Origin of the sequence: Megasphaera cerevisiae DSM 20462 (assembly GCF_001045675.1) — a bacterium.
GTDB classification, from domain to species: domain Bacteria; phylum Bacillota; class Negativicutes; order Veillonellales; family Megasphaeraceae; genus Megasphaera; species Megasphaera cerevisiae.
Genome location: NZ_LEKT01000006.1, coordinates 23781 through 47053 on the forward strand (window position 1 = coordinate 23781; position 23273 = coordinate 47053).

Below are 23273 nucleotides of genomic sequence, written 5' to 3' on the forward strand. Positions count from 1 at the left end.
TTCTTATTTTTTATAATGCTCCTGCCACTGATGATGAAAAGTTCCTTTTTCATCAATTCGTTGAAACGTATGAGCACCAAAATAATCTCGTAATGCCTGAATCAAATTAGCTCCCACACAAGGACTGCGGTATGCGTCAATATAAGACAATGCACTCGCATATGCTGGTATCGCAATCCCCTCTGCCATCGCTAAGCAGACAATATTACGCAGACTTTTCTGATTTTCATTAATGGCATCCAGAAAAAATTCATCAAATAGAAGATTGTTCAATTCTGAATTTTTTTCATATGCTTCTGTAATTTTAGTAAGAAAATCAGCTTGAATAATACATCCAGCCCGAAAAATAGACGCAATATTGCCATAGTTTAAATTCCAGCCGTAAGTTTCAGAAGCACTCCGATACAGAGAAAAGCCCTGCGCATATGCCACAACTTTTGCAACATACAAACTTTTTCTGACAGACTCTATAAATTCGTCATTCTGGACGATTGTCATCTTGGGTTTGGTAATAAGATCCTGCGCTTTTTTTCGTTCAGCTAGATTTGACATGACCCGAGCATTGCAGGCAGCCGTAATCATAGAAGTATCTACGCCTTGTTTCATAGACTCAATACTTGTCCATCTCCCCGTCCCCTTTTGTCCGGCCGCATCCTTAATCTTATCAATGACCTGCCCGCCGGATTCATCATTTTCAGCAAAAATATCAGCTGCAATCCCTATAAGAAAGCTATGCAGCTCGCCTTGGTTCCATTGATCAAAGATTCGAGAAATTTTAGTATTATCACAGCCTCCTAAATACTTAAGAAGTAAATACGCCTCTGAAATTAGCTGCATATCCGCATATTCAATACCGTTATGTACCATTTTGACATAATGTCCCGCGCCATCTTCACCTATATACGCACAGCAAGGGCTGCCATCAGCCGCTTTAGCCGCAATTGCTTCATATATGGGCTGAATTTCGGAATATGTTTTCTTGCTGCCGCCGGGCATGATAGCTGGGCCGCGACGAGCACCGGTCTCTCCGCCGGAAATTCCCATACCATAAAAATGAATTCCCTTATTTTTACAATATACATATCTGCGCCTTGTATCACCAAAAAATGAATTACCGCCATCAATAATAATATCTTCCGCATCTAACAAGGGAATAAGCTGTTCAATCATGCTATCAACGGGTGCTCCGGCCATAATCATCAGCATTATTTTCCGAGGTTTTTTCAAGGAAGCTACAAACGTTTCTAATGTATAATATCCGGTAACATTATGATGAGGCCGTTCTTTAAGAAACTGTTTTGTCAAATCGGGCGTATAATTGTACACAGCAACGTGAAAATGATGGTCGGCCATATTAAGTGCCAAATTACTGCCCATGACTGCCATGCCAATGAGACCAATATCCTGTAATTCTTTCATGCCAATACTCCCCTCTGCCTGTATCACATATTAATTAATAGTACATACCGCTTCCTATATATGTTTTTGATACGCCGTAATATCAACAAATTCTTTCTGCAAATTTTGATACAATCGTACAAAAATATCATACAATTCATGATATACGGCTACATTTTCCTGCTGCGGCATGTACATTTTCTTGGGGTGCACAAGGTGTGCCGTATCACTGATTCCCTTCAGATGCCCACTGGAAATAAAACCTAAAACGGCTGCACCAAAAGCCGCGCCTTCACTATTATCTGGCAACGTAATAGGCGAATCAAGTACGTCCGCAAGAATTTGGAGCCACAGCTTGGATTTTGTAAAGCTGCCGCTGACACGAATATCCTGCACTTCATCAAATTCCTTTAAAGCCAGCATAACACTGTTCAAGCTATAGCAAATCCCCTCCATAACGGCACGTATCATATGAGAGCGGCTGTGATTGAGCGAAAAGCCAAAAAACATTCCCCGCAGCTCCGAATTCCAATAGGGAGCCCGTTCGCCTGTAAAATAAGGAAGGCAAATCAATCCATTCGCACCAGCATCGATATGCTCTGCTTTCATCGTCATCAAGTCATATGGGTCAATATCAAGATTTTCCAATGCACTGCCGCCATAATGACATATTTTGTCACGAACCCAACGTAAAATCATACCGCCATTATTAATAGCACCGCCTGCCACCCACATATCATCGGTCAAATTATAGCACCATGTCCTCATTTCAATATCGGTTTTCGGTTGTTTTGTCAGCATCCTTAGCGCACCGCTCGTACCAATCGTCCCGCTGAGTTGTCCCGGCTCAACAGCACCGATGCCAACGTTGACAAGAACACCATCTGTCGCTCCAATTACGACAGGCATACCCTTAGGTAGATGCATTGCCTCCGCAGCCGCATCTGCAATTGCATGACTGTATGTCGTCGATACAACCGGTGGCATATATGATTCGTCAATTCCCGCATAGGACAAAATTTCAGTATCCCATTCCAGCCCTTTTTCATTGTACATACCGCTTGTACTGGCCGTAGATTTATCAATAACCCATTCTCCCGTCATATGATAAAAAATATAATCTTTCAATGATCCTACGTATTTCATTTGACTGAATAATTCATTTTGATGACGGCGCAGCCAGATAATTTTAGCCAATGGATAACACGCATGAATAGGGCACCCCGTCCGTTCATAGAAAGACCGGCATAAAGCAGGGTCCTTTTTCATCTCGCGAACCACATCAGAACTACGGCTGTCAGCCCAGGTCTGCATATCCATCAATGGCTTCTTATGTACATCCAAGCCGGCAAAACTATGCATAACGGTGCTCAGCGCCACGCCAGCCAGTTTTTTGTTTTTATATCGAAGCTGCGAGGAGGTATTACGAATAACCGTTTCAACGGCTTCGTAAATCTGCAGCGGGCTTTCTTCTGCCCAATCCGGATGTGGCGTCAAAAGAGGGTAAAAAGCTTCAGATGCACAAACATTTGTACCATCTTCCGTATACGCAATAGCTCGTACCCCTGTTGTGCCAACATCAACGCCAATCCACACTTCCTGATTTGCAGAATCCATTGTCATGCTGATCCCAACCTTTCTTATATTGCAATATGATTATGATTCCCTTTTCTTTGATATTTTTATTATACTATTCTCATTTTTTAAATGCAATACATATATCATTTATGATAACTTATTTTGATATTTTTATATCATAATAAACGGTTTCCTATGTCATGTCATCATTACTATTTGATTTTTCGTTTTTTCTGTGATATAGTGCAGGCAGAATAATATGAAGGAGGTTTCTATTATGAAGGTAATTTTATTGAACGGCAGCCGGCGCGAAAAAGGCTGCACATATACGGCATTGTCGGTTATTTCAAATACACTGAAAGAAAACGGCGTGGAGGCGGAAATTATTCATGCCGTTCCTACGAACGATATTGTCTCATCGGTAGCTGAAAAAATGCAGGAAGCAGATGGACTGATTATCGGATCCCCCGTATATTGGGCATCTCCATCTGGTGAAATTGTCACTTTTATGGATAAGCTATCTGCTGCGGCCGGTTCTTATTTAGCTCATAAACCAGGTGCCGCTATTGCTTCGGCCCGTCGTGCTGGCACAACAGCAACGATTGACGTATTAAACAAATATTTAACCTATCATCAAATGATTGTCGTTTCTTCAAACTACTGGAATATGGTCCATGGAAATACACCGGATGAAGTCCGTCAGGATAAGGAAGGACTTCAAATCATGCAGGTGTTAGGCTGCAACATGGCCTGGATTCTAAAATGCATCGAAGCGGGGAAAAAATCCGGAATCACTGCTCCCAAAACAGCCCCCAAGGTCATGACAAATTTTATTCGTTAAGGAACGGCACTAACCATTCTGCCGCTTATACGAGTACCGGCCTTCGGACTCTGAAAAGCAGAGTATACAAAAAAGCTGTCACTACTATGCGACAGCTTTTTGTATACTCTGCTTTTATAAAATTTTAGATAGAAAAAGCTTTGTCCGTTCTTCCTTAGGATGAAAGAAAATGTCATCCGGCTTACCTTCTTCACGAATAACGCCTTCATCAATAAATAATACCCGATCAGCCACTTCCCTAGCAAAACCCATTTCATGAGTAACAATAGCCATTGCCATACCCTCTTTTGCAAGATTTTGGATAACATCCAAAACTTCTCGGACCATTTCTGGATCCAGCGCTGACGTCGGTTCATCGAAAAGCATAAATTTAGGCTTCATAGCTAATGCGCGCGCAATAGCAACACGCTGCTGCTGACCGCCTGACAACGTTTCCGGATAGGCCGTTTTCTTGTCCTCCAAGCCCACCTTTTCCAAAAGCTGAATGGCAATTCCCTCTGCCTCTTTACGGCTTTCATTTCTTGTTTTCATAGGCGATAAAACAATATTTTCCAACACTGTCATGTGCGGAAACAGATTAAAGCGTTGAAAGACCATGCCCACTTCCTTGCGAATATTATTAATACTTTTAGCATCGCCCATACTGATCCCATCCACAATAATTTCACCGGCCGTAGGCTGCTCGAGGTAATTAATGCACCGAAGAATCGTACTTTTCCCGGACCCGGAAGGCCCAATAATAACAACAACCTCTTTATCATGAATAGTTAAATCGATTCCATTCAGGACATCATGTTTTCCAAAGCTTTTTTTCAGCCCTTTAATTTCTATCATCTGTCGCAAACCTCCGTTCCAAGAAGCTGACCAGCTGAGCAATACTCAATGTCATTACCAAATAAATAGCAGCAACAGTCAGCCAGATTTCAAAAGAACCATATGTCTTGGCTATGATCAGCTGTCCACGGCGTGTCAGCTCTTCAAAACCAATAACTGAAACAAGAGAGGTTTCCTTCGTCATAGCAATAAATTCATTTCCAAGAGGCGGAATCACATGCTTAAAAGCCTGCGGTAAAATGACATAGCGCATAGTCTGCATCCAGGACAAACCCAATGAACGACCTGCTTCCATTTGCCCTTTATCGACAGACTGTATACCCGCGCGAAAAATTTCCGAGACATAAGCCCCGCTATTGATGGAGCACGCGGCTACAGCCGCAACAAAAGGATTGATTCGTTCACCAATAATCATAGGCAATGCAAAATAGATCAAAAATATTTGAACTAACATAGGTGTACCACGAATAATATTGATATAGCAGACAGCCAGGATTTTTAAAATTTTGACGCTTGATAGGCGGCATATACTTATAATAAGTCCTAAAATAAACCCAAAGCCGACAGCAATAATTGTAATCTCAATAGTAACCCCTGCGCCAGCCAATAATAAGGGCAGAGAATCCCAAATCAGACTGAAATCAAAAGACATGAATAACACTCCTCCAGCTACATTAAACAAAGATAATAAATGACCACATAATACCATATCATTATAATTGTATTTTTATGCGATGTCAATTTATATTCTGCCTCTGCCCTATTTTACCTGTATATCTGCGGATCTATCGTCCCAGCCAATGGACAAGCTGATACATATTTTCATCAATAGGAAAGCGAAGGTTTTCCGCTTCTGTGTATGGCGTTGCCACAACAAGATTATTGATCAATCCGATAACGCAATTATATGTGCCGGCCACCAGACTATCCACCGCCTTCTGCGAAAACATGCCAGCAATAATCGCATCATACGCAGAGGGGGACCCACCGCGCTGCACATATCCCAAAACAGTCAGGTTAGGCTCCAAATACGTATGGTTGCGAATATAGTCAACCACATCGGATCCCTTAGCGGCGCCTTCCGCTACAACAACAATACTGCTCATTTTTTTCATGCGATGAGACTCTGCTAAATGCTCACACAACGATTGCAAATCCACCGGATGTTCTGGAACAAGAACAGCTTCCGCGCCTGATGCCATACCAGCATGCAACGCAATAAAACCGGCATGCCGGCCCATTACTTCAATGACAGCTACCCGGTCATGAGAAAAAGCGGTATCACGTATTTTATTGACCGATTCCAGAACCGTATTAACCGAGGTATCAAACCCTACCGTATACTGTGTTCCCATCATGTCGTTATCGATTGTCCCGGGAATAGTCACTGTCGGCATGCCTAACCGGCTCAAGGCTTGAGCTCCGCGCATGGACCCGTCTCCGCCTATAACAACAAGCGCATCAATTTCCAGTTTATGCAAATAATCCAGTGCCTTCTTTTGCGTGTCTGTTTCTAAAAATTCCAAACAGCGCGCCGTACGAAGCATCGTTCCTCCGCGATGAATGATTTCCCCAACATCACGCCGGTTCAGCGGCATCGTTTCATGGCTGAGCAGACCCTCATAACCGCGCACAATGCCTTCTACAGCCAGCCCTTTCTGAATCGCATACCGAGTCACGCCACGAATGGCAGCATTCATACCTGGAGCATCGCCGCCGCTTGTTAATACGCCGATTTTAGTAATCATTTTGCATCAGTCTCCTTTTTTACTCTAGTAATGAACTGAACATGCTGTTCTTCTATTTTTTCTACAATTGTTTCCACTATCTGCGAAGCTCCGCCGCGCGTCGTATCGACAACACAATCACAATACGGATAGACGCTCTCCCATTGCTTCATCATCGTGTGGACAAATTCATGAAGATTATCGTAATCAACAGTCGGCCGCTTCCCAATATGACGGCTTACCCTCTCTTCCACACGAAAGGGTTCCGATAAAAGGGCGATAATGAAACCATGACGATGTAAAATACGATAGGTCGCCGCAGTCATAGGAAAATTACCGCCAAAAGAAATGACCGCCTCATGATACCGGCTTACTTGCTGGAGTATATTGATTTCCCGTTCGCGAAAGACCTTTTCGCCGGCTTGAGCATAAAAGTCAGCAATGGTTGTGCCCATAGCCCGTTCAATACGCCTATCTGTATCAACGAACTGCCATCCCAGCCTTTGAGCCAATTTACGGCCAATATGGCTTTTGCCGCTTCCCATCATACCGACGAGAACGATATTTCGTTTCATCGTCGCACCTCCTTACTTTTCAAGTAGTATATACTGCAATTATACGTTATTTATTATAGCAAAAAATATCTATAATTACACAAAAAAAGCATCACTTTTTTTAACATCTTATTATTTTTTAAGAAAATATAGATCATTTAGTCATTTGTAGTAATATAAAAAGTATCCTGCCGCAAAGACAGGATACTTTTTATTACCTTACTGACCCAGACAACCCCCAGCATTACGCATTAACTTCGCAATGAAAAATACATTTCTCTGGCAAATATTTTGGCACCCCAGATATCTCCCTTATCAGGTCGTTCTATTTCCCTTGCATCCTTTTTCGCCTGGCAAATAAATCCCCCCAGAAACAGATTGCTTTTATGCAGCAGCTCCCGGTTACGACGCAGACTCTCCCGGGCCAGAGAGGTAGCGGGAGGTTCAGCCATTGCGCCAAACAAAGCAACATTAGCATCGGCCAGCTTCTTCAAAAACCACTCGCCATCTGCAGTCGGCTTGCCTTTTTCCATCCAAAAGCCTGCAAAAACAATATCATATTCTCTTAAATCCGCCGGAGCTTCATCTACTGTTTTAATTTCCTTATCAATAAGCAATTCATCAAAAATAGCCTGCGCTATCTGTTTGGTAACAGATCTTTTAGTTGAATAAATCACAATTCCCTTCATGGCAACTCCTCCGTCTAATATTTTTAGGCATTCTAAATAGTATGCCTAAAAAGCAATCCGAAAACACACTTCAAGAACACGTTGCTTTTACCAGCAGATTTATGCATTCGTTTTCTTCCTTTATTTTAATGAATATGATTTTCAATGTCAATACGTAAAATAAAAAAAAGCACCGTATAGGTGCCAAATAGTTCAAGCAATATATAGCGCTTTATGTATTAACCTGTTTATTATTACGAGTTAGTATCTATTTCTATACTAAAATGGGCGCTGTACAGATTCGTGCCTTGCCCTTTATGTATCGCTCCACTCTGGCAAGATCTGCATTTTTCCGAAGTTGCTTTGCATTATAAGTAATCAAAATAGAACCGCTGAGATGATTCATTTCTATATGACCCATCTGAGAAATAGGTTGAAGATATTTTGAAATCCGTTCTTTATATTTCTCATTTCCCTGCAGCGTCCGGCAGTATAAGCGTATCCGTCCCGGCATGTAAAAGGCAACATCGACGCCTCGCAAAAAAAAGTCCGGACGCGTATGTGGAATCCGTGCATAATCAGCAGTAAAGCCAATACTATTTTTCATCTGCTGCAGCATCACTTTTTTATGTTGAAAACCATGCAGCAGCGCTATCCCGGTCATAACGGCACCGAAAACAATATGTGCCTTCTTTGAGTCAACAGCCAAGGAACCTACGGTCCCTGCCAAGGAAATAGCCAAAGGTATACCATATGAAACAGACATCATATCAGATGCTCCCTTCTGAACACAATACTACATTAAAACGTATCATATCAAACGGCACTCTTTCTGTCAAATGCACAAATGGATTGATTGGTTTCAAAAAAGCATCCGCAGTGTATCCTCTGACACTTTTTCTCTAAAAAAAATATACTTCCCGCACTTCAAGAAAGTATATTTCTAGTATCGGCAGCTATACAATCATACCGGTTTTGAACTGAGATGTATATACTTCATAATAAGACCCCTTTTGAGCCATTAGCTCCTCATGCGTCCCCGTTTCCGTAATTCCCTCCTTAGTCAGTACGATAATGCGGTCTGCATATCTAATGGTAGCCAACCGATGAGCAATAATAAGTGTCGTCCTGTTTTGGGATAAATGCTGCAAAGCCTCCTGTACTTTTTGTTCCGTTTCATTATCTAAAGATGAGGTCGCCTCGTCAAGAATCAGCACCGGTGGGTTTTTGAGAAATACTCTGGCAATCGAGATCCGCTGCTTTTGTCCCCCTGACAATTTTACGCCCCGTTCTCCGATAAAACTGTCATACCCATCGGGAAGCGCCCGTATAAAATCATCCGCATCTGCCTGACGCGCCGCTTCAATAATTTTCTCCCGATCCGTACCGGGGCGGCCAATGCCATTTCGCCCTTCATAATAAAATACGCTCCAAATGCGATAATAACAAGATTAGTCGCATTGGAAAAAAAGATAATACTACTTGTCAAATACGCTTCATATCGAAAGGTGCGGCGCTGCGATTTCATGAAACGGCAGCTTGCCGCAAAAAATTTGTCATACTCCAGCTTTTCATTGCCAAAAGATTGAATAAGGCGAATCGCATTGAGACTTTCCATCGCCTGGGCACTGAGATTCCCCATCATTTCCCGGGCAGCAATAAACGTTTTTTTCATACGTTTATTGAGAAAAATGGTTCCTATCGTCTTCATTGCAATGAGAAAAAGAACCAGCGCACCCAGTTTCCAATTAATATAAAAAAGAAAAAATGCACTCCCACACATGGTAATAAGGCACACCATGATCAGGTTCGGAAGCTGAAATACAAGATCGCCAATTTCCGATATATCACTGATAATCCGAGCCAGAAGCTGTCCTGTCTTTACATCATCAAAAAACGAAAAGCTCATCGATTCGATATGACGAAACAAGCGGCACCGCAAATCATTTTCAATGCCCACACCCATGCCACGTCCTCGTGAATAGACAAAATACGTCAAAACCAGGCATACTGCGTACATGCCCAAAAGCAATGCCGCTGCCGCTCCCAGTCGAACCACATCCCGAGCCGGTAAAATAACTTCCAATATATGACGTACAATCATGGGGAATGTAATCTCCAATCCTGCTGTCACAACAGATGCCATAATAACAAATATCAAACTTTTATAATATGGTGCGTAACACATCCCAAACCGCTTCATGAAACACTCCTGTATAATTAGTTTTTATGCTGTGTATCCAGTACCAAATAATCACCATCATTCTGATGATCCCGAATGATATCTTTCATGGATTGCATGTCCGGACTATACTGCACGGTATCAATAACGGCTATTTTCAACCGGGGATTGAGCCAATGCAGCTTTTCAACAACACCCAGCCGACCTTCACTATGAAACACACCCTGCACATGATATACCACCGCAGCCGGATGCCCGGCTTTATACTGAGCAATGCTCTCAGCCATCGTATCATCCTTGAGGCACTGGGCCATAAACATTTGCTGACGCCGCGCTGCCTGGATCTTCATACCGCCGGCTTCCATGCCGCTCATTGCTGTGAAAAACTTAGACTGATAGGCAGCTGAACCCGCCAAATGTACCTTTGGAAGATAGCTTGTATCACTATCCGTAAGACTTCCCAGCGTACCGCTTTTCGCATACGATGCCGCAATGCGTCGAGGAATGTTGCCTGCCAAAACCGGTATATGCTGCTTTTTAGCATACATGATCAAAGGTCTGTAAGCTGTCATATATTGCGGCCATGGCCGCGAAGCCGCCAAAAATTCTGTTTCAGTAATCTTTCCCGCCAGAAAATCGTTGAGCACCGGCTGGACATCTCGCTCAAACATTTCCAGAGATAAGACCAAATTGCCGTCATGAATATCGCAGAGCCGTTTTAGAATAGCCAGTTCAACATCATGCACAGGCTGACTATCATGGAATTCCCCAAAGAAAATAACATCATAAGGCGCAACTCCCCCGGCTACATCGTCCAGAGACACTTCGGTTCCCGTCTTCGCGCTACCAAACCATACGGCAGGTGCTTCTGCCGCCGTTGCCCTGGCAGCAGAGAGAAGGGAGAATGCAATAAGAACGGCAACGATAATCATCAATTTGATCAAAATAGGTTTTACCATAACTTCTCTCTCTACAATTTCCATTCTGCACCTACCCGCCACATACGGCCATCAATAAATAAATCATCTACCTTTTTATCAAAGATATTGTCAAGTCCGGCATATGTAGAAAACTCAGCGCTCCATTTCTTATTGATTGAAAAGTTTACTGTATTATACGTATAGTCCTTGTCATTGTACCGGTAATCCCTGGCAAATTCATCCCACAACACAGCGCTGATGCCCGTCGGCTTATGATCATCATAAATCAACTGCAGTGTCGATGTGCTCTTAGCACGGTTGTTTAAGCGTTTATCCGTAATGGAATTCTTCGCATCCAGGAAATTATGCGTCATTTTAACAGTCCAGCGGGTACCGAGATGACGGCCGAGTTCCGCTTCAACGCCGTTAATCTGCGCTTTTCCGATATTGATGTAACGGTTTTTCAATCCATCCTCATCCAATGCTTCTGTCGTAATCAGATTGGTTACTTTATTATTGAAATAAGTCAATTTACCAAAATTGCTGCCTTTATCGGCTTCGATACTGAAATCATAACTGATTGCTTCTTCAGGCTGCAGATCAGGATTACCATACACATCAACCGTCATTTCGCCCATAGCGCGATGCATGCGCATGTAAAGCTCACTGATAGACGGAGCCTTGTAGCCCTTACCATAATTGGCCTTGAAACGCCAGCTGTTATTGATAGCATACGTCATACCGATCTTTGGTGTCGCTTCGGAACCAAATTGATTATTGTGCTCCAGCCGGACGGACGGAACCAGCAGCAGTTTATCATTGACCTGCCACAGATCTTCCACATACCCCGCATAAGAACGTACATCACGGGAAGCCACATTTTTAACATCACTTTCTGAAGGTTCTCCCAGACGCGTCCCTTCATATTCCAAAGAACGATATTCACCGCCAAAAGTCAGATTGTGATGGTCCCCGATGTACATCGTGTTCTTCGCTTCCGTAACCCAAGTATTATATTTGGCATAATCGTAGTCGGTCTTGGGATACATGCCATCATAGTTAAACCCCATTATCGGAATTTTTATCCCATACATGGGCGAAACTTGATTCACCATATATACTGACACATTTCCATTGGGCAGCACCCGATCATTGATGAGATTGGAATGTTTAGTCAGCGTATTGTAGTATGACCGGATTTGATATTCATTTCGTTTTGTCTTGCCCGTATATTCAATGCTGAAACCTTTTTGCTCATTATGAAAAAACTCTCGTTTGTTTTTGTTAGTTAATGCTTTTTCACTTTCAGCAAATGGGCCCTGATACATCTCTTTATACTGGCCTATAACAGCCATTGCCCCACTTTTAGTAAAAACAGTAGACATAGTATCAGCATAATCAGAGCGTAAATCTTCATTCATATAATCGATGTCAAAACGTAATTTATTCTTATTCTGATTTTCGAAATCATAGGTTGATACCAAGTGAAAATTCCGGCGCATACCATACATAGACCGGTTATATCCATCAGTAGTCCCACCCATAGAACTAACCTCATACTGGTATCGGTTAATAGCGCGCTGTTTATCAATACGTCCGTCAATGGACGTTGTCCAGCGGCCATGCTTGCCAAAATTGAAGTTGAAGTATTCCGCCGTATTCTGCGTTCCAGTCACAGCGCCAATTTTTCCACCTGCCTGTTCGGGAACTTTAGTAATAATATTAATGACGCCACCCATCGCATCGGAACCATACAACGAGCTGGACGGCCCCCGCACGATTTCAATCCGTTCAATGTCGCTGACATTGAGCCGTTCCAGCGAATAGACATTAGTCGTAACATCGGTATCTTCACCGGCATAGCGCTTGCCGTCAACCAGAATCAAGGTATGATTGGTGCTCATGCCGCGAAGGGACACGGCATTGCCGGTCATACCTGCTTTAGATATATTTAAATTATCCGCCAAAGACAGCGCCGTAAGAACATCATTAGCTCCCAGTCTCGCCATATCCTCTGACGTAATAACTTCTACGGCCTGCGGCACCGCTTTGACCTCCGCTTCCGTTTTAGTCGCTGTAACAATGATATCTTTAGTTCTCACCGTACTATCATCTGTATCCGCCGCAAAAGCGGACGCCGTCAACGCCGAAAATATCGCCAGCGATAAGACACTTATTTTTGTTGCATTACCACATTTCATAAAGCTAAAACCTCCCCTTCATCGTTGAACACAATCTACCTCTGTCCGGAAATAATAAGTTTCCTGTTAACAGTGACTGCCCTTTATAGCAACCACTACACAGCAGCATAAGGAAAACAAGCTAAATATTCATAGTTTCCCTCTTTAACCGTTGTAACAACAGCGCGTATCTCATAAAGCGGCTCCAATACGTCCTGGCGAAATACCTCAGCCACAGAACCGTCAGCAACGACGGTGCCGTTTTTCACAGCCACTAACCGATGGCTGTAACGAGCCGCATGATTCAAATCATGCATAACCATAATGACGATAATATGCATTGTTTTATATAAATGAACAACAAGCTCCATTAAATCCAACTGATGATGGATATCGAGATACGTAGTCGGCTCATCAAGCAGTAAAATCTGCGGTTCTTTGGCAAGCGCCATCGACAGCCATGCCCGCTGCCGTTCACCGCCAGACAAATTACCCATACGGTTATTTTGCAGTTTAACCATATCCGTCGATTTCAGAGCCATATCAATCGCCTTTATATCCTCATCGTTCAGCTTGGAAAACATTTTTTGATATGGCATCCGTCCATATGTAACCAGATCCCGCACAGTCATATCCCCCGGGGCCTGTGCCGATTGGGGCAATACAGAAATGATGCGGGCCACGTTATCCATCGATATATTCTGCAGGTCTTTTCCATCTAAATAAACTGCCCCGCCAGTAGGGACAAGCAACTTCGCTAATGATTTCAATAACGTTGATTTACCTGACCCGTTGGGACCAATAATAGAAACAATTTCGGATTTATCAAAAATTAAATTTAAATTTTCAGCAATAATCCGTTCACCATATTGGAGACGTAAATTTTGGGTCGCAATACTGCTCATGAATGCCGCATCCTCCGTTTCAATAAATACAAAAAAAACGGTGCCCCAATAAAAGACATAAAAATCCCTACCGGAACCTCAACCGGACTGAACAAGGTTCTGGCCGCTACATCGGCGATGACAACAAGAATGGCCCCAAACAACGCCGAGCATGGTAAAAGCGCCTCAAAGTCCGACCCTACCACCAACCTCATCACATGAGGTATAATCAATCCCACAAATCCCAAAAGACCGGCAACACTCACAGCTGACGCAGCCAGCAAAGCCGCTAATGCAACCAGCAGCCCTCTTGTCCGCTCAGTATGCACCCCCAGAGTTTTAGCCACATCGTCTCCCAGTTGCAGCGCATTAAGCTTACGGTAATAGCAAAGCGTACCAACAATACCTAACACACTGTACGGAAGAATCATACGTACATGCTGCCAGCTGCTGCCGGCAAAACCACCCGCCATCCATGAAACCGTGCCCTGAATCTTATCAGAAAAAAACACAGACAGCGCCGTCATCCCCCCGCCAAAAAACGCCGCGACGGCAACGCCAGCCAAGACCAGCCGCAGCGGATTGACACCTCGTTCCCAGGCGAGGAAAAAGACGACAGCGGCGGCAAATATCGCCCCCACAAAAGCCGCAAACGGCACCAAGGCAGTCAGTGACGGTGCAATAAGCATGAGCGCCATAGCTGCCAATCCGGCACCGGCAGATATGCCGATGATACCCGGATCAGCCAGTGGATTACGAAGAATTCCTTGAAGAATACAGCCCGATAACGCCAAATTGGCACCGGTTAATCCCGCGCAAATAGCGCGGGGCATGCGTAATGTATAAATAATACGATAGTTTTCTGTTTTTCCAGGTGCCGTTACCGCCTGATACAAATCACTGATGGAGATATGAACCGCCCCTGCAGCCACTGCCAGTGCCAGTGAGGCAATAAGCAGCACCAAACCCAGACAAAGAGTTCCCAGTCTTACGGTGCTGCGATTATCTTTTTCCATACGGGGCTCCATCATTTGTCCTCCTGAGGATATAACGAATGAGCCATATACACCATTGCCTCTCCAATTCGGCTGCCGGGATTTACCGTAAATAAATCCATGGGCAAGTCGTACACACGCCCGTTTTTAACAGCTGCGGTCTGATTCCACGCATCACTCTGTTCCATTTGTTCTTTGAAACGTGCTAAATTTTCCGGCGTATTGCCCATAGAAATAATAAAAACAACCTGCGGATCCTGCTTAATAACATATTCCATACTTAAAGGGATAAACTGTCCTGTCATCGATGTATCTAAATCCGCAATATTAATACCTCCCAGCCGCTTTAGCAAATCTCCGGAAAAGGTAGAACTGCTTGCCATGCTGTTACTGCTGGGATTACTGAATAAAATCAACGTCTTCAGCGACTGCTTTCCCTGCGTCAAAGCCAGTGCGGCATCACATTGAGATTTTATTTCGGCAATCTTCTTATCTGCTATATCAGGCTGACCTGTCAGAGCACCATAAAACTTCATTGTTTTCAAGGTATCCTCATAGGAATCAAGAGTATTGATATATAGAGGGATGTGATTTTGCTGCAAGGTATCACGAATTTGATTATGAAATGGTACATTGACTCCAATAACTAAATCAGGATGAAGCGACAAAATTTTTTCAATATTAGGGGAATGTATAATGCCGATTTCCTGTGCATTACTGACGTACTGTGCCAGTTCCGGAGACATGGATTGTGATGTCGGCTTGCCCACAACCGTATCTGCCCCTCCGGCAGCGACATACATATCCATATTGGAAACATTTAGGAAGACAACTCGTTTCGGATGGACAGGAATTTCCATTGCTGTACCCGTACTATCCGTCACCTGGCGCATTGCTGCAGTCGATTGTTCCGTATTGCCATACAGCATCATATATGCAACACCGCCAAACAAGCATAAAATAACCGCCGTAACTGCATATAAAATTACTTTACGCAAAAAAATCCCTCCTCGATTAGATCACAATAGTTTGATTCCCATCATGATGATATTTTTACATGAAATCAATATTCATTCTCTAATATGATATCAGAAAAAGTATATATATTCTACTCCATTCGGACATAAAAATGATCCATTCCGACATTTAATTTACTATATAGTGTTTAAAAAAATATTTTTTATCACCGCAAGGCTTGCTTTTAATCAAATGCTGGTAAAATATATAACTTTGATACTGATTACTACTTTTATTGAATTACATAAATATGATATACTATTATCATCAAATATAAAGGAGACTAGACTGTAATGAATAAAAAAGCTGAAAATTTTAAAAAATTTCTTGATGAAAGAACTATAACGGATTTCTCATTGGATGTCCCGGAAGAAGACCAGCTCCATACTGCCATTTTTCGTTCCAATATTACGGTAAATGGAACAAATATTCCAACGATTTTCATTCTTGATGATAGTATTTACGGTATGATACGTACTTTTATCGCCCCGAAGGCTCAAAACGAAAAAAACATGGAGACCCTGTTTCAACTTGTTAACGAATACAATATGACATACAAATCCTTCAAGTATTTCATAGATAATGATGGGTCTCTTCTCCTTGACACCTGTGTCATTCTTCCTAACGATGACGTGGACGGCGATATTATTTATGCTCTGTACCGCACCATTTCACAACATCTGGAAGAAACCTATAAAGATATCATGAAGGTCATCTGGGCCTGAGAAATTCATATCGCCAGACATAAAAAATAAAAAAACAGGCAGACTGAGTTGTTCAAGTTCAGTCTGCCTGTTTATATTTTGACTATCGGCTTTGCGAAGGAGAGGTAATTTCCAAAGGGGGTGGTAAGTCCCAAGCCTTCAAGTCAAAATAGCGCTGCCATTACTATATATTAACTACAAATACAGTATACTAAATGATGACACAAGCGTCTACTCCATTCGGACAAAAAATGATCCATTCCGACATTTATTTGCAATACATTCGTCGATAATCCTTGGGAAGCATCCCGGTCTTCTTCTGAAACGCTACAGCAAACTTGCTGCAGTTTTCATAGCCTACCCGATTGGCAATCGCTAAAATGGTGTCATCCGTCATCATAAGCTGCCGCTTTGCCTCACTGATACGAAAGTCCTTCAAATATTGATAAATAGACTTACCATAAACACCCTTAAAGCATTTTTTCAATGTCGTCGGCGCAATTTGATATCGGTCAGACAGTTCTTCAATGGTAATCCTTCCCTTTAAAGTTTGCGTTATCTCAAGCTGGATCGACTTAACCGTTTCCACTTGACTTTTAGAAAAAAAAGTTTGATTACTGACAGGTATGTTTTCAATTACACTAAGAAATAACAGTGTTTCCAATATTTTTAATCGATAATACCGTTTTTGAATTTTTTCCGGCACATGATACAATTCATAAAATAAATGTTTCATATCTCGATTTTCTTCCATAATAATTCCAAAATCTGAATCACAGCAAAATCGATTGCATAGCGCGGTCAAATCGATTCTATCTTCAGCCAGTAAGTTATCCAACAACGGCTGCGCTTCCGGAACATTAAAAATAAGAGAAATCCCATGATAATGAGAGGACGGAAAAAACACAGTATGACAATACTCAGCCTTCCCTCTCCATCCAAGACACATATCGCCCTGCCCCATATAAAGATATTCTCCGTTACGAAAATTACATTCAATACGCCCTTCTTCACAATGATTAATTGCAAATACGCCGGGCAGCGGATGCGCATAACAGGAAAATTCTTGAATATGAGCATCCATATACAAAATATCAATACCAGGATACACTGACAATCTCGTCATACGAGCAGTTCCCGTTTCATTCCGGACTTCAAATACAGATTTACCCTGCCCTACATCAACAAATTTCATCGCATGTGCCATATGATTGTTCCCCCGTATCCGAAATCATTACCAGCAATATATCTGCCGAACCGCTTTTTTTATTTTTCCAAATCCAGCCCAAAGAAAAACCCCTTGGACCGGCGTAATTTCGATAATATGAAGAATGACCGGCATCTTTTTCAGTCTGTTTCCGGCAATGCCTTTAGCCGCAGCAAGCAACGCATATTCTTCATCATCCGGCTCAATCATGCGTGCTTTACCATCTATCTGCAGTCCTGCTAAATGTGAAAAATCAATAAACGGATCAAAAACAGAAAAGCTGACTTGATTATTACGATACAAGTTGGAAAACTTTTTTCCACCTTCACTGAACATATATATTTTTCCCTCATAATACATATATTCGATAGGCGTCGACCGAACCTGCCCTTCCCAGCCAGTAGCCAGCACTCCGGTATTATGCTTTAGCAAAAAGGCTTCTATCGCTTGAAAAACGGCTGTATCATGTACATCTTGCAGAGAAACTTTCTGAACTATTTTTTCGGCGGCCGCAACTGCTTCGTTTACATAATGTTCCTGAGAAACAAAGGCCGTAAAATCAAGTCCTTGATTCAACTTTTGCTGAACAAGGTCAGATACTTCATCCATATACACCTTCTCAACACCGACTGCAATCAAACCAACCGGTTGACCCGCAATTTGTTTCTGCAGCCGCGTCATCTGCAAAAGCATATTTTTTTTCGTACTAATGACAAAAATAATACGGCGGTACTGTTCAAAAGAGATATCATCACCATATGCTGCGTATCTGCTTATACTGACAATACTTGCCATTATGCAGGCAACCCGCCGTGTCACTTGATCTCCATCATAAATAAATAAAGTATTGGTCACTATATTTCCCTCTTTCGTCCAATAAATACATATCTCGTTTTCATTTTACTCTTTCATTATGAATAATATAGAAATGATTGTCAATATCATATGTTTGAATCTAAAAAATAATTCGCTGAATTGTTCTTTTTGTTTTTTTTTAATTAAAGTAACAACAAAACATTTTGCAGCAAAAGACGCGCTACCCCTTACTGACTCGGGAAAATAATACTACAAATCTCATAAAATTGCTACTAATATATATGACAGGCCTCAGATCCAATAGAGGAAGCACAAAAAAAAGCTCCTTCATATACTAACACCAAAAAGTTCTTGCATTTTTTTCGGAATGAGAAATTTAAACTTTTTTCCTGAACCGCCTTACTTTGGGCTTATGTTAGGAATATCTATTTGTATGAATCAACTGCAGATACTGATAAAATTGACTAAAAAAAATAATCAAAAAACTTTTTCAAAATAAATTTCTTGTATACGGAATTGATAAAGAAAAAATGCTAATACTAGTTTACAACTAAAAACATATTGATAAGCTAGTGTCAAAAAATTATCATCAATAAATCTTTGTTGTTACATAAAAACAAGTCAACGGCATAGCCGTTGACTTGCACACTGTCAGTATTTCACATGTCATATTGATTCTCAATCGATGTTACCAATCTCAGTAAGCCTTATCATATGTATGTAAGTTTTCTATTAGTTGTTTCAAAATCTTACTCACTTAATTTTTTTAGACTCCAGCGCACCATAAAAGTAGTACTGACACCTGGCAAAAAAGATTCAAATGGCAATGCTATCACATAAAAAAAACACAACATTAAAAAGTATATTTCATACCAACGCGCCAAACACGTCCATCATCAAAAAGATGCACATCTTGCTTATTAAGAATATTGTCAACACCCATGTAAGCACTGAAATTATCATTAAATTTTTTGTTAATCACAAAATTTAATGTATTCAAATGTGTCGTACCTACATCCTCACCTAATTCATATCTATAACCAAGCAGCCAATCTTGCCAAAGAGTAGCCGTGATACCATATTTAGCCATATCGTCAAATTCTAACATTAATTTGACACTATGACTAGCCCGATTAGCCAGTCGTTCATTTGTATCACTATTAACAGCATCCAGATAGGTATATGTACTACGTAACGAAAACTTATTACTTAATTTTTGCTTGGCTTCCGCTTCTACGCCCTGTATTACTGCATGATCGACATTATAATATTTATATGTATAAAGTCCCGATGTAACGCCCTGATATTCATAATCAATCATGTCCTTAACTTTATTGTGAAAATAGGTCAGCTTCCCAGAAGTATTTCTATGCTCTCCTTCTATGCCGATATCAAAGTTCACGGCTGTCTCTGGACGCAAGTCTTTATTCCCCAGAATCAAGGCATAACTGCTGTGAGTCCAGTCCATATAAAGTTCGCTGGCCGTTGGCGCCCGGTAAGCACTACCGATATTCATTTTCAAACGAAGATTTTTGCTTAAATGATATGTGTTACCTAGTTTGGCAGTCACTTTACTTCCAAACGCATCAACATAATCCCACCGCACAGAAGGAATCAGCTGCCATTTGTGACTAATTAGCCATTCATCTTGTGCATAGAACGCTGCATATTTCATGTCTGAATCGGAGGTTAGCCGAGTAGAATCGTATTTTTCAATGCGATACTCTCCTCCCAATGTCAGCAAGTGATTATCACCCACCTGTAAGGAACGTCTGCCATCAATAGTAGTTGAATTAAAAGTCATATCATCAGTACTGGAAAGATCTCCCACCGAATGAAGACTTCCTGAATAGTTAGAATAGTAAACACTCTGTTTTTTATTAAATTTTGTATTGTATATACGAAACTCGTAATCACCTAAACGATCTTTTCCTTTATATCCAATACCGGTAGTCCATCGTTCATGATCAAAGAGATTTCTATATCCCGCTGTCAAAACAGTCCCGCTGTAAGTGGGCATACTAATAATATGCTTTGTCAAGGATTGAGACTCTAAATTTTCTTTCATGTAATCAAAGAAAAAATCCAATTCTCTGTTTTCCGCCAAAGCATAGCGACCATCAAAATTAAAGAAATATCGTTTTCCATATTGATTGGTAACATTAGTCAGCATCGAATAGGTCCCCGTACCAAGATTGATAACCTCATCCGTACTCCCTAAATAGCCCCAATTTCTAGTATCACTATACCTGCTGTCAATATCAAATGACCATTTTCCCTTCTGTCCGGTACCCACATGAAGATAGCCATCCTTTTCATGTGTAGTCCAGTCGCTCCCTACGGTTACCTCCGGCGCAATTGTCTTTTTCGTAATAATATTAATAACACCGCCCATAGCATCAGAACCATACAAGGAACTAGCCGCACCACGTACTATCTCAATATGGTCAACATTAGACATATTCACGCGGTTTAGCTCATATTTATTTGCTGAATCATTTGTATCTTCTGTGCGGACACGCCGTCCATTAATTAATATCAGCGTCTGGTTATTATTCATGCCACGCAAGCTGACATTATTTCCCATTGCACTCTGTGTGATATTGAGATCCGTAGCCATTTTTAAAGCTTCAGTCAACGTATTCGCACCGGTACGTTCGAGTTGCTCATGAGTAATAACCTCAACAGCAGAGGGAGTTTCCTTCACTTTCTGCTCTGTACGCGAAGCCGTAACAACCACATCATGGGTATTCACTGCAGTAGTATTATCTGTACTTCCCACATAGGCATTAACCGGCAGAACGGTACCGCACAAAACGGTAACAATTAATGCGGATTTTTTTTTGCTGATCATCTTAGTCATAATCTAATAAGTCCCCTTTTTTGTTTAAACGACAAATTTAACTTTGATTCATAAAATTTTTTTCTATCTTTAGATCACCTCATTTACCAGGAAAAGGGCATATTTCCCTATCCTTAAATCTATAAATTTTCTCTAAATTTAAAAGAGTTTACTCTGAAATTTCTCATATCTGCACTCATAAGCATGAATCTCACTCCAATTATCCAAATTCACACTATTATTGCAAATTTTTATCTTTAAAAATCAGCATGCATATCTACATCAAACGGTAATGCAAAAGAGTTTGATTTTACTTTCATTGGCACATGGCCTACATGCAAACATCCGTTTAGACATTATACAAATCCTTGCATCCGTTTCATCACGGCTTGCAATTCTTCCGGGCTCATATTTTGCATGGCTTCTGCCATTTGTTTCATGGCTTCTACTCCATGCGCCCCTTTCATGTCTTTCATTTTCTTCATAGCTTGTATCATAGTATCCGTCTTAGCCGAGTCCTGAGCCGCGACTCGTTCCACCGCAATTCCAGTTTTTCCTGTCATCAAATACTGAACACATTCCAGTGTCGTCTGTGTTAGATTGACCTGCCAAAACTGCCCGGCATCAGTAAGCACATACATAACCCCATTATTTTTGACTAGACCTCGTTTTTCCCATAAATCATACAGCCAAGTCAGATCACAAAGTTTATCATTAAAAGCAACCACCTTTGCCACATCTAAATATCCTTGTTCAAGTTGATCTTGAATACAGTCCACAATGGGCTGAAGAGGTGATTGCCTCATAAGTGCCATAAAAGGTTTTTTCCCCGCCTGTACAAACATTTCATACGGCTGAAGTGCCCGATGCAGCATGGTAGAATAACCGTCCACATTGCCGCCGGCGCCGCTGCCAAAGGGAAACATAACGGCTCCTGACCGCGCTAATGTATTATATAAGCTTCGTTCCCTGTTGCTGCAGCTCCAATGGCAAATATTAAGCCGTCTGTACGCACGTTTATCCAAAAAATCTTTAGCGAAAGAGAACATGCGCGCCTGATATTCCGACTCTGCCGCAGGTGGCAGTTTACCGCTCTGAATCTGTTTATTCAATTCGCTGCCATCAAATACATTGAGCTGATACAGGTCAGCACCATCAACGCCTGATTGAACAAGCAGTTCCAGGTCTTCCTTCCAAATATTCATATTCTGACCCGGAAGTCCGTAAATAAGATCGATAACAACGGCACATTGCTCATATGCCTTGAGTGCGGTTAAATTACGGAGCACGGTTTCCTGATCATCCAACCGGCCCACCTGCTGGCGAATTTGCGTATGAAAGGACTGTACGCCCAGCGACATACGATTCACACCGTTAGCAAGCCATACATCCATTTTTTCCGGTACTAAATCATGGATGCGGCCTTCTAATGTCAATTCATAATCGTTTGCTAACGGAAGACATCTTTGAATCGTTTGCAGAAGGCGTTCCGCATTATGGGCAGAAAGAGAGGTCGGCGTTCCGCCACCAATAAACAGGGCGTGGATGAGGCCGTCTTTTAAACGTGGTTTTTGAGCGGATGCTTCAAGTTCCTTAATCAAGCAATCGATATAATGATCTTCCACATCCTGATTCGTCCCGTTTTGGAAAAATCCGCAATACAGACACTTTGTTTTACAAAATGGAATATGGATATACGCCATTTGTATTTTCTTAGAAACTGGCGATACCGCCATAATCTCTTCCCATATTTTCTGCGATTCATCCGGCCCTATCACTTCTCCGTTAAGACCAGCATGTACCACTCGCTTGCGTGGAAAAGCTTTGGCTAACGGGTCTCCCGTTTCCGTTCCAAATTGAAAAATCTGTTCTTCCTTCGACAGACTATGATATAACTGTTCTAAGCTCATATGATCCTCCGATCCA

At 41.7% G+C, this 23273-nt stretch carries 21 protein-coding genes; 2 read left to right on the plus strand and 19 right to left on the minus strand.

Annotated elements, in window-relative coordinates; translation table 11 throughout:
• Positions 1-3: 3 nt before the first annotated feature.
• Both gnd and AB840_RS02900 read right to left on the minus strand, forming a co-directional pair.
• Positions 4-1419 (minus strand): decarboxylating NADP(+)-dependent phosphogluconate dehydrogenase, encoded by a 1416-nt coding sequence (gnd, locus tag AB840_RS02895; RefSeq protein WP_048513332.1) that lies wholly within the window; start codon positions 1417-1419, stop codon positions 4-6.
• 54 nt (positions 1420-1473) lie between these two features.
• A complete protein-coding gene (locus AB840_RS02900; protein WP_048513333.1) occupies positions 1474-3021 on the minus strand; it encodes a gluconokinase in 1548 nt (515 codons plus the stop codon).
• A 232-nt stretch (positions 3022-3253) separates the two neighbouring features.
• Between AB840_RS02900 and AB840_RS02905 the strand changes: the two genes are divergently transcribed.
• A complete protein-coding gene (locus AB840_RS02905) occupies positions 3254-3817 on the plus strand; it encodes a flavodoxin family protein (protein WP_048513334.1) in 564 nt (187 codons plus the stop codon).
• A 114-nt stretch (positions 3818-3931) separates the two neighbouring features.
• Here AB840_RS02905 and AB840_RS02910 read toward each other — a convergent pair whose 3' ends face one another.
• The 13 genes from AB840_RS02910 to AB840_RS02970 form a co-directional block, all read right to left on the minus strand.
• Positions 3932-4651 (minus strand): amino acid ABC transporter ATP-binding protein, encoded by a 720-nt coding sequence (locus AB840_RS02910; RefSeq protein WP_048513335.1) that lies wholly within the window; start codon positions 4649-4651, stop codon positions 3932-3934.
• Positions 4638-5303 (minus strand): amino acid ABC transporter permease, encoded by a 666-nt coding sequence (locus AB840_RS02915; RefSeq protein ID WP_048513336.1) that lies wholly within the window; start codon positions 5301-5303, stop codon positions 4638-4640. The genes AB840_RS02910 and AB840_RS02915 overlap by 14 nt, the downstream gene beginning before the upstream one ends.
• Before the next feature lie 133 nt (positions 5304-5436).
• Positions 5437-6399, minus strand: a complete 963-nt coding sequence (gene pfkA, locus AB840_RS02920) for a 6-phosphofructokinase (protein WP_048513337.1) — start codon at positions 6397-6399, stop codon at positions 5437-5439.
• A complete protein-coding gene (locus tag AB840_RS02925) occupies positions 6396-6953 on the minus strand; it encodes a shikimate kinase (RefSeq protein WP_048513338.1) in 558 nt (185 codons plus the stop codon). The genes pfkA and AB840_RS02925 overlap by 4 nt, the downstream gene beginning before the upstream one ends.
• Before the next feature lie 230 nt (positions 6954-7183).
• On the minus strand, positions 7184-7621 hold the full coding sequence (locus tag AB840_RS02930) for a flavodoxin family protein (RefSeq protein WP_048513339.1): 438 nt from the start codon (positions 7619-7621) through the stop codon (positions 7184-7186).
• A 253-nt stretch (positions 7622-7874) separates the two neighbouring features.
• Complete coding sequence (locus AB840_RS02935; protein ID WP_048513340.1) at positions 7875-8369, minus strand: HMA2 domain-containing protein; 495 nt, start codon at positions 8367-8369, stop codon at positions 7875-7877.
• A gap of 187 nt (positions 8370-8556) precedes the next feature.
• Entirely contained in the window at positions 8557-8970 is a 414-nt protein-coding gene (locus tag AB840_RS16695) for an ATP-binding cassette domain-containing protein (RefSeq protein ID WP_330218267.1), read from the minus strand.
• Positions 8880-9803 (minus strand): ABC transporter ATP-binding protein, encoded by a 924-nt coding sequence (locus AB840_RS17725; protein ID WP_048513342.1) that lies wholly within the window; start codon positions 9801-9803, stop codon positions 8880-8882. The genes AB840_RS16695 and AB840_RS17725 overlap by 91 nt, the downstream gene beginning before the upstream one ends.
• Before the next feature lie 17 nt (positions 9804-9820).
• Positions 9821-10765 (minus strand): ChaN family lipoprotein, encoded by a 945-nt coding sequence (locus AB840_RS02950; protein WP_048513343.1) that lies wholly within the window; start codon positions 10763-10765, stop codon positions 9821-9823.
• On the minus strand, positions 10753-12903 hold the full coding sequence (locus tag AB840_RS02955) for a TonB-dependent receptor plug domain-containing protein (protein ID WP_048513344.1): 2151 nt from the start codon (positions 12901-12903) through the stop codon (positions 10753-10755). The genes AB840_RS02950 and AB840_RS02955 overlap by 13 nt, the downstream gene beginning before the upstream one ends.
• Before the next feature lie 95 nt (positions 12904-12998).
• Positions 12999-13787, minus strand: coding sequence for an ABC transporter ATP-binding protein (locus AB840_RS02960; RefSeq protein WP_048513345.1), 789 nt, complete (start codon positions 13785-13787; stop codon positions 12999-13001).
• Positions 13784-14794 (minus strand): FecCD family ABC transporter permease, encoded by a 1011-nt coding sequence (locus AB840_RS02965; protein ID WP_048513346.1) that lies wholly within the window; start codon positions 14792-14794, stop codon positions 13784-13786. Before AB840_RS02965 ends, AB840_RS02960 begins: the two co-directional genes overlap by 4 nt.
• A complete protein-coding gene (locus tag AB840_RS02970; RefSeq protein WP_048513347.1) occupies positions 14794-15759 on the minus strand; it encodes an ABC transporter substrate-binding protein in 966 nt (321 codons plus the stop codon). Before AB840_RS02970 ends, AB840_RS02965 begins: the two co-directional genes overlap by 1 nt.
• 312 nt (positions 15760-16071) lie before the next feature.
• Here AB840_RS02970 and AB840_RS02975 point away from each other — a divergent pair, with 312 nt between their 5' ends.
• On the plus strand, positions 16072-16503 hold the full coding sequence (locus AB840_RS02975) for a YbjN domain-containing protein (protein ID WP_048513348.1): 432 nt from the start codon (positions 16072-16074) through the stop codon (positions 16501-16503).
• A 247-nt stretch (positions 16504-16750) separates the two neighbouring features.
• On the opposite strand, the gene AB840_RS02980 is transcribed toward AB840_RS02975, so the two are convergent.
• The 4 genes from AB840_RS02980 to hutW form a co-directional block, all read right to left on the minus strand.
• The gene (locus tag AB840_RS02980) at positions 16751-17689 is read right to left on the minus strand and encodes a helix-turn-helix domain-containing protein (protein ID WP_053078129.1); all 939 of its coding nucleotides are present in this window, start codon (positions 17687-17689) and stop codon (positions 16751-16753) included.
• Positions 17690-17716: 27 nt separating this feature from the next.
• Positions 17717-18544 carry a pyridoxamine 5'-phosphate oxidase family protein gene (locus tag AB840_RS02985; protein ID WP_048513350.1) on the minus strand — a complete coding sequence of 276 codons (828 nt, stop codon included), beginning with the start codon at positions 18542-18544 and terminating at the stop codon, positions 17717-17719.
• 814 nt (positions 18545-19358) lie between these two features.
• Positions 19359-21368 (minus strand): TonB-dependent receptor plug domain-containing protein, encoded by a 2010-nt coding sequence (locus AB840_RS02990; protein ID WP_048513351.1) that lies wholly within the window; start codon positions 21366-21368, stop codon positions 19359-19361.
• Positions 21369-21703: 335 nt separating this feature from the next.
• On the minus strand, positions 21704-23257 hold the full coding sequence (gene hutW, locus AB840_RS02995; protein WP_048513352.1) for a heme anaerobic degradation radical SAM methyltransferase ChuW/HutW: 1554 nt from the start codon (positions 23255-23257) through the stop codon (positions 21704-21706).
• Positions 23258-23273 lie beyond the last annotated feature (16 nt).

Bases quoted from the DNA above. Each gene is read 5' to 3' on its own strand.
- AB840_RS02905 (WP_048513334.1), top strand. From the start codon at position 3,254: ATGAAGGTAATTTTATTGAACGGCAGCCGGCGCGAAAAAGGCTGCACA.
- AB840_RS02900 (WP_048513333.1), bottom strand. From the start codon at position 3,021: ATGACAATGGATTCTGCAAATCAGGAAGTGTGGATTGGCGTTGATGTT.
- AB840_RS02955 (WP_048513344.1), bottom strand. From the start codon at position 12,903: ATGAAATGTGGTAATGCAACAAAAATAAGTGTCTTATCGCTGGCGATA.
- AB840_RS02930 (WP_048513339.1), bottom strand. From the start codon at position 7,621: ATGAAGGGAATTGTGATTTATTCAACTAAAAGATCTGTTACCAAACAG.
- AB840_RS02910 (WP_048513335.1), bottom strand. From the start codon at position 4,651: ATGATAGAAATTAAAGGGCTGAAAAAAAGCTTTGGAAAACATGATGTC.
- AB840_RS02980 (WP_053078129.1), bottom strand. From the start codon at position 17,689: ATGGCACATGCGATGAAATTTGTTGATGTAGGGCAGGGTAAATCTGTA.
- gnd (WP_048513332.1), bottom strand. From the start codon at position 1,419: ATGAAAGAATTACAGGATATTGGTCTCATTGGCATGGCAGTCATGGGC.
- pfkA (WP_048513337.1), bottom strand. From the start codon at position 6,399: ATGATTACTAAAATCGGCGTATTAACAAGCGGCGGCGATGCTCCAGGT.
- AB840_RS02915 (WP_048513336.1), bottom strand. From the start codon at position 5,303: ATGTCTTTTGATTTCAGTCTGATTTGGGATTCTCTGCCCTTATTATTG.
- AB840_RS02960 (WP_048513345.1), bottom strand. From the start codon at position 13,787: ATGAGCAGTATTGCGACCCAAAATTTACGTCTCCAATATGGTGAACGG.
- AB840_RS02935 (WP_048513340.1), bottom strand. From the start codon at position 8,369: ATGATGTCTGTTTCATATGGTATACCTTTGGCTATTTCCTTGGCAGGG.
- AB840_RS17725 (WP_048513342.1), bottom strand. From the start codon at position 9,803: ATGAAGCGGTTTGGGATGTGTTACGCACCATATTATAAAAGTTTGATA.
- AB840_RS02975 (WP_048513348.1), top strand. From the start codon at position 16,072: ATGAATAAAAAAGCTGAAAATTTTAAAAAATTTCTTGATGAAAGAACT.
- AB840_RS02925 (WP_048513338.1), bottom strand. From the start codon at position 6,953: ATGAAACGAAATATCGTTCTCGTCGGTATGATGGGAAGCGGCAAAAGC.
- AB840_RS02965 (WP_048513346.1), bottom strand. From the start codon at position 14,794: ATGGAGCCCCGTATGGAAAAAGATAATCGCAGCACCGTAAGACTGGGA.
- hutW (WP_048513352.1), bottom strand. From the start codon at position 23,257: ATGAGCTTAGAACAGTTATATCATAGTCTGTCGAAGGAAGAACAGATT.
- AB840_RS02990 (WP_048513351.1), bottom strand. From the start codon at position 21,368: ATGACTAAGATGATCAGCAAAAAAAAATCCGCATTAATTGTTACCGTT.
- AB840_RS02950 (WP_048513343.1), bottom strand. From the start codon at position 10,765: ATGGAAATTGTAGAGAGAGAAGTTATGGTAAAACCTATTTTGATCAAA.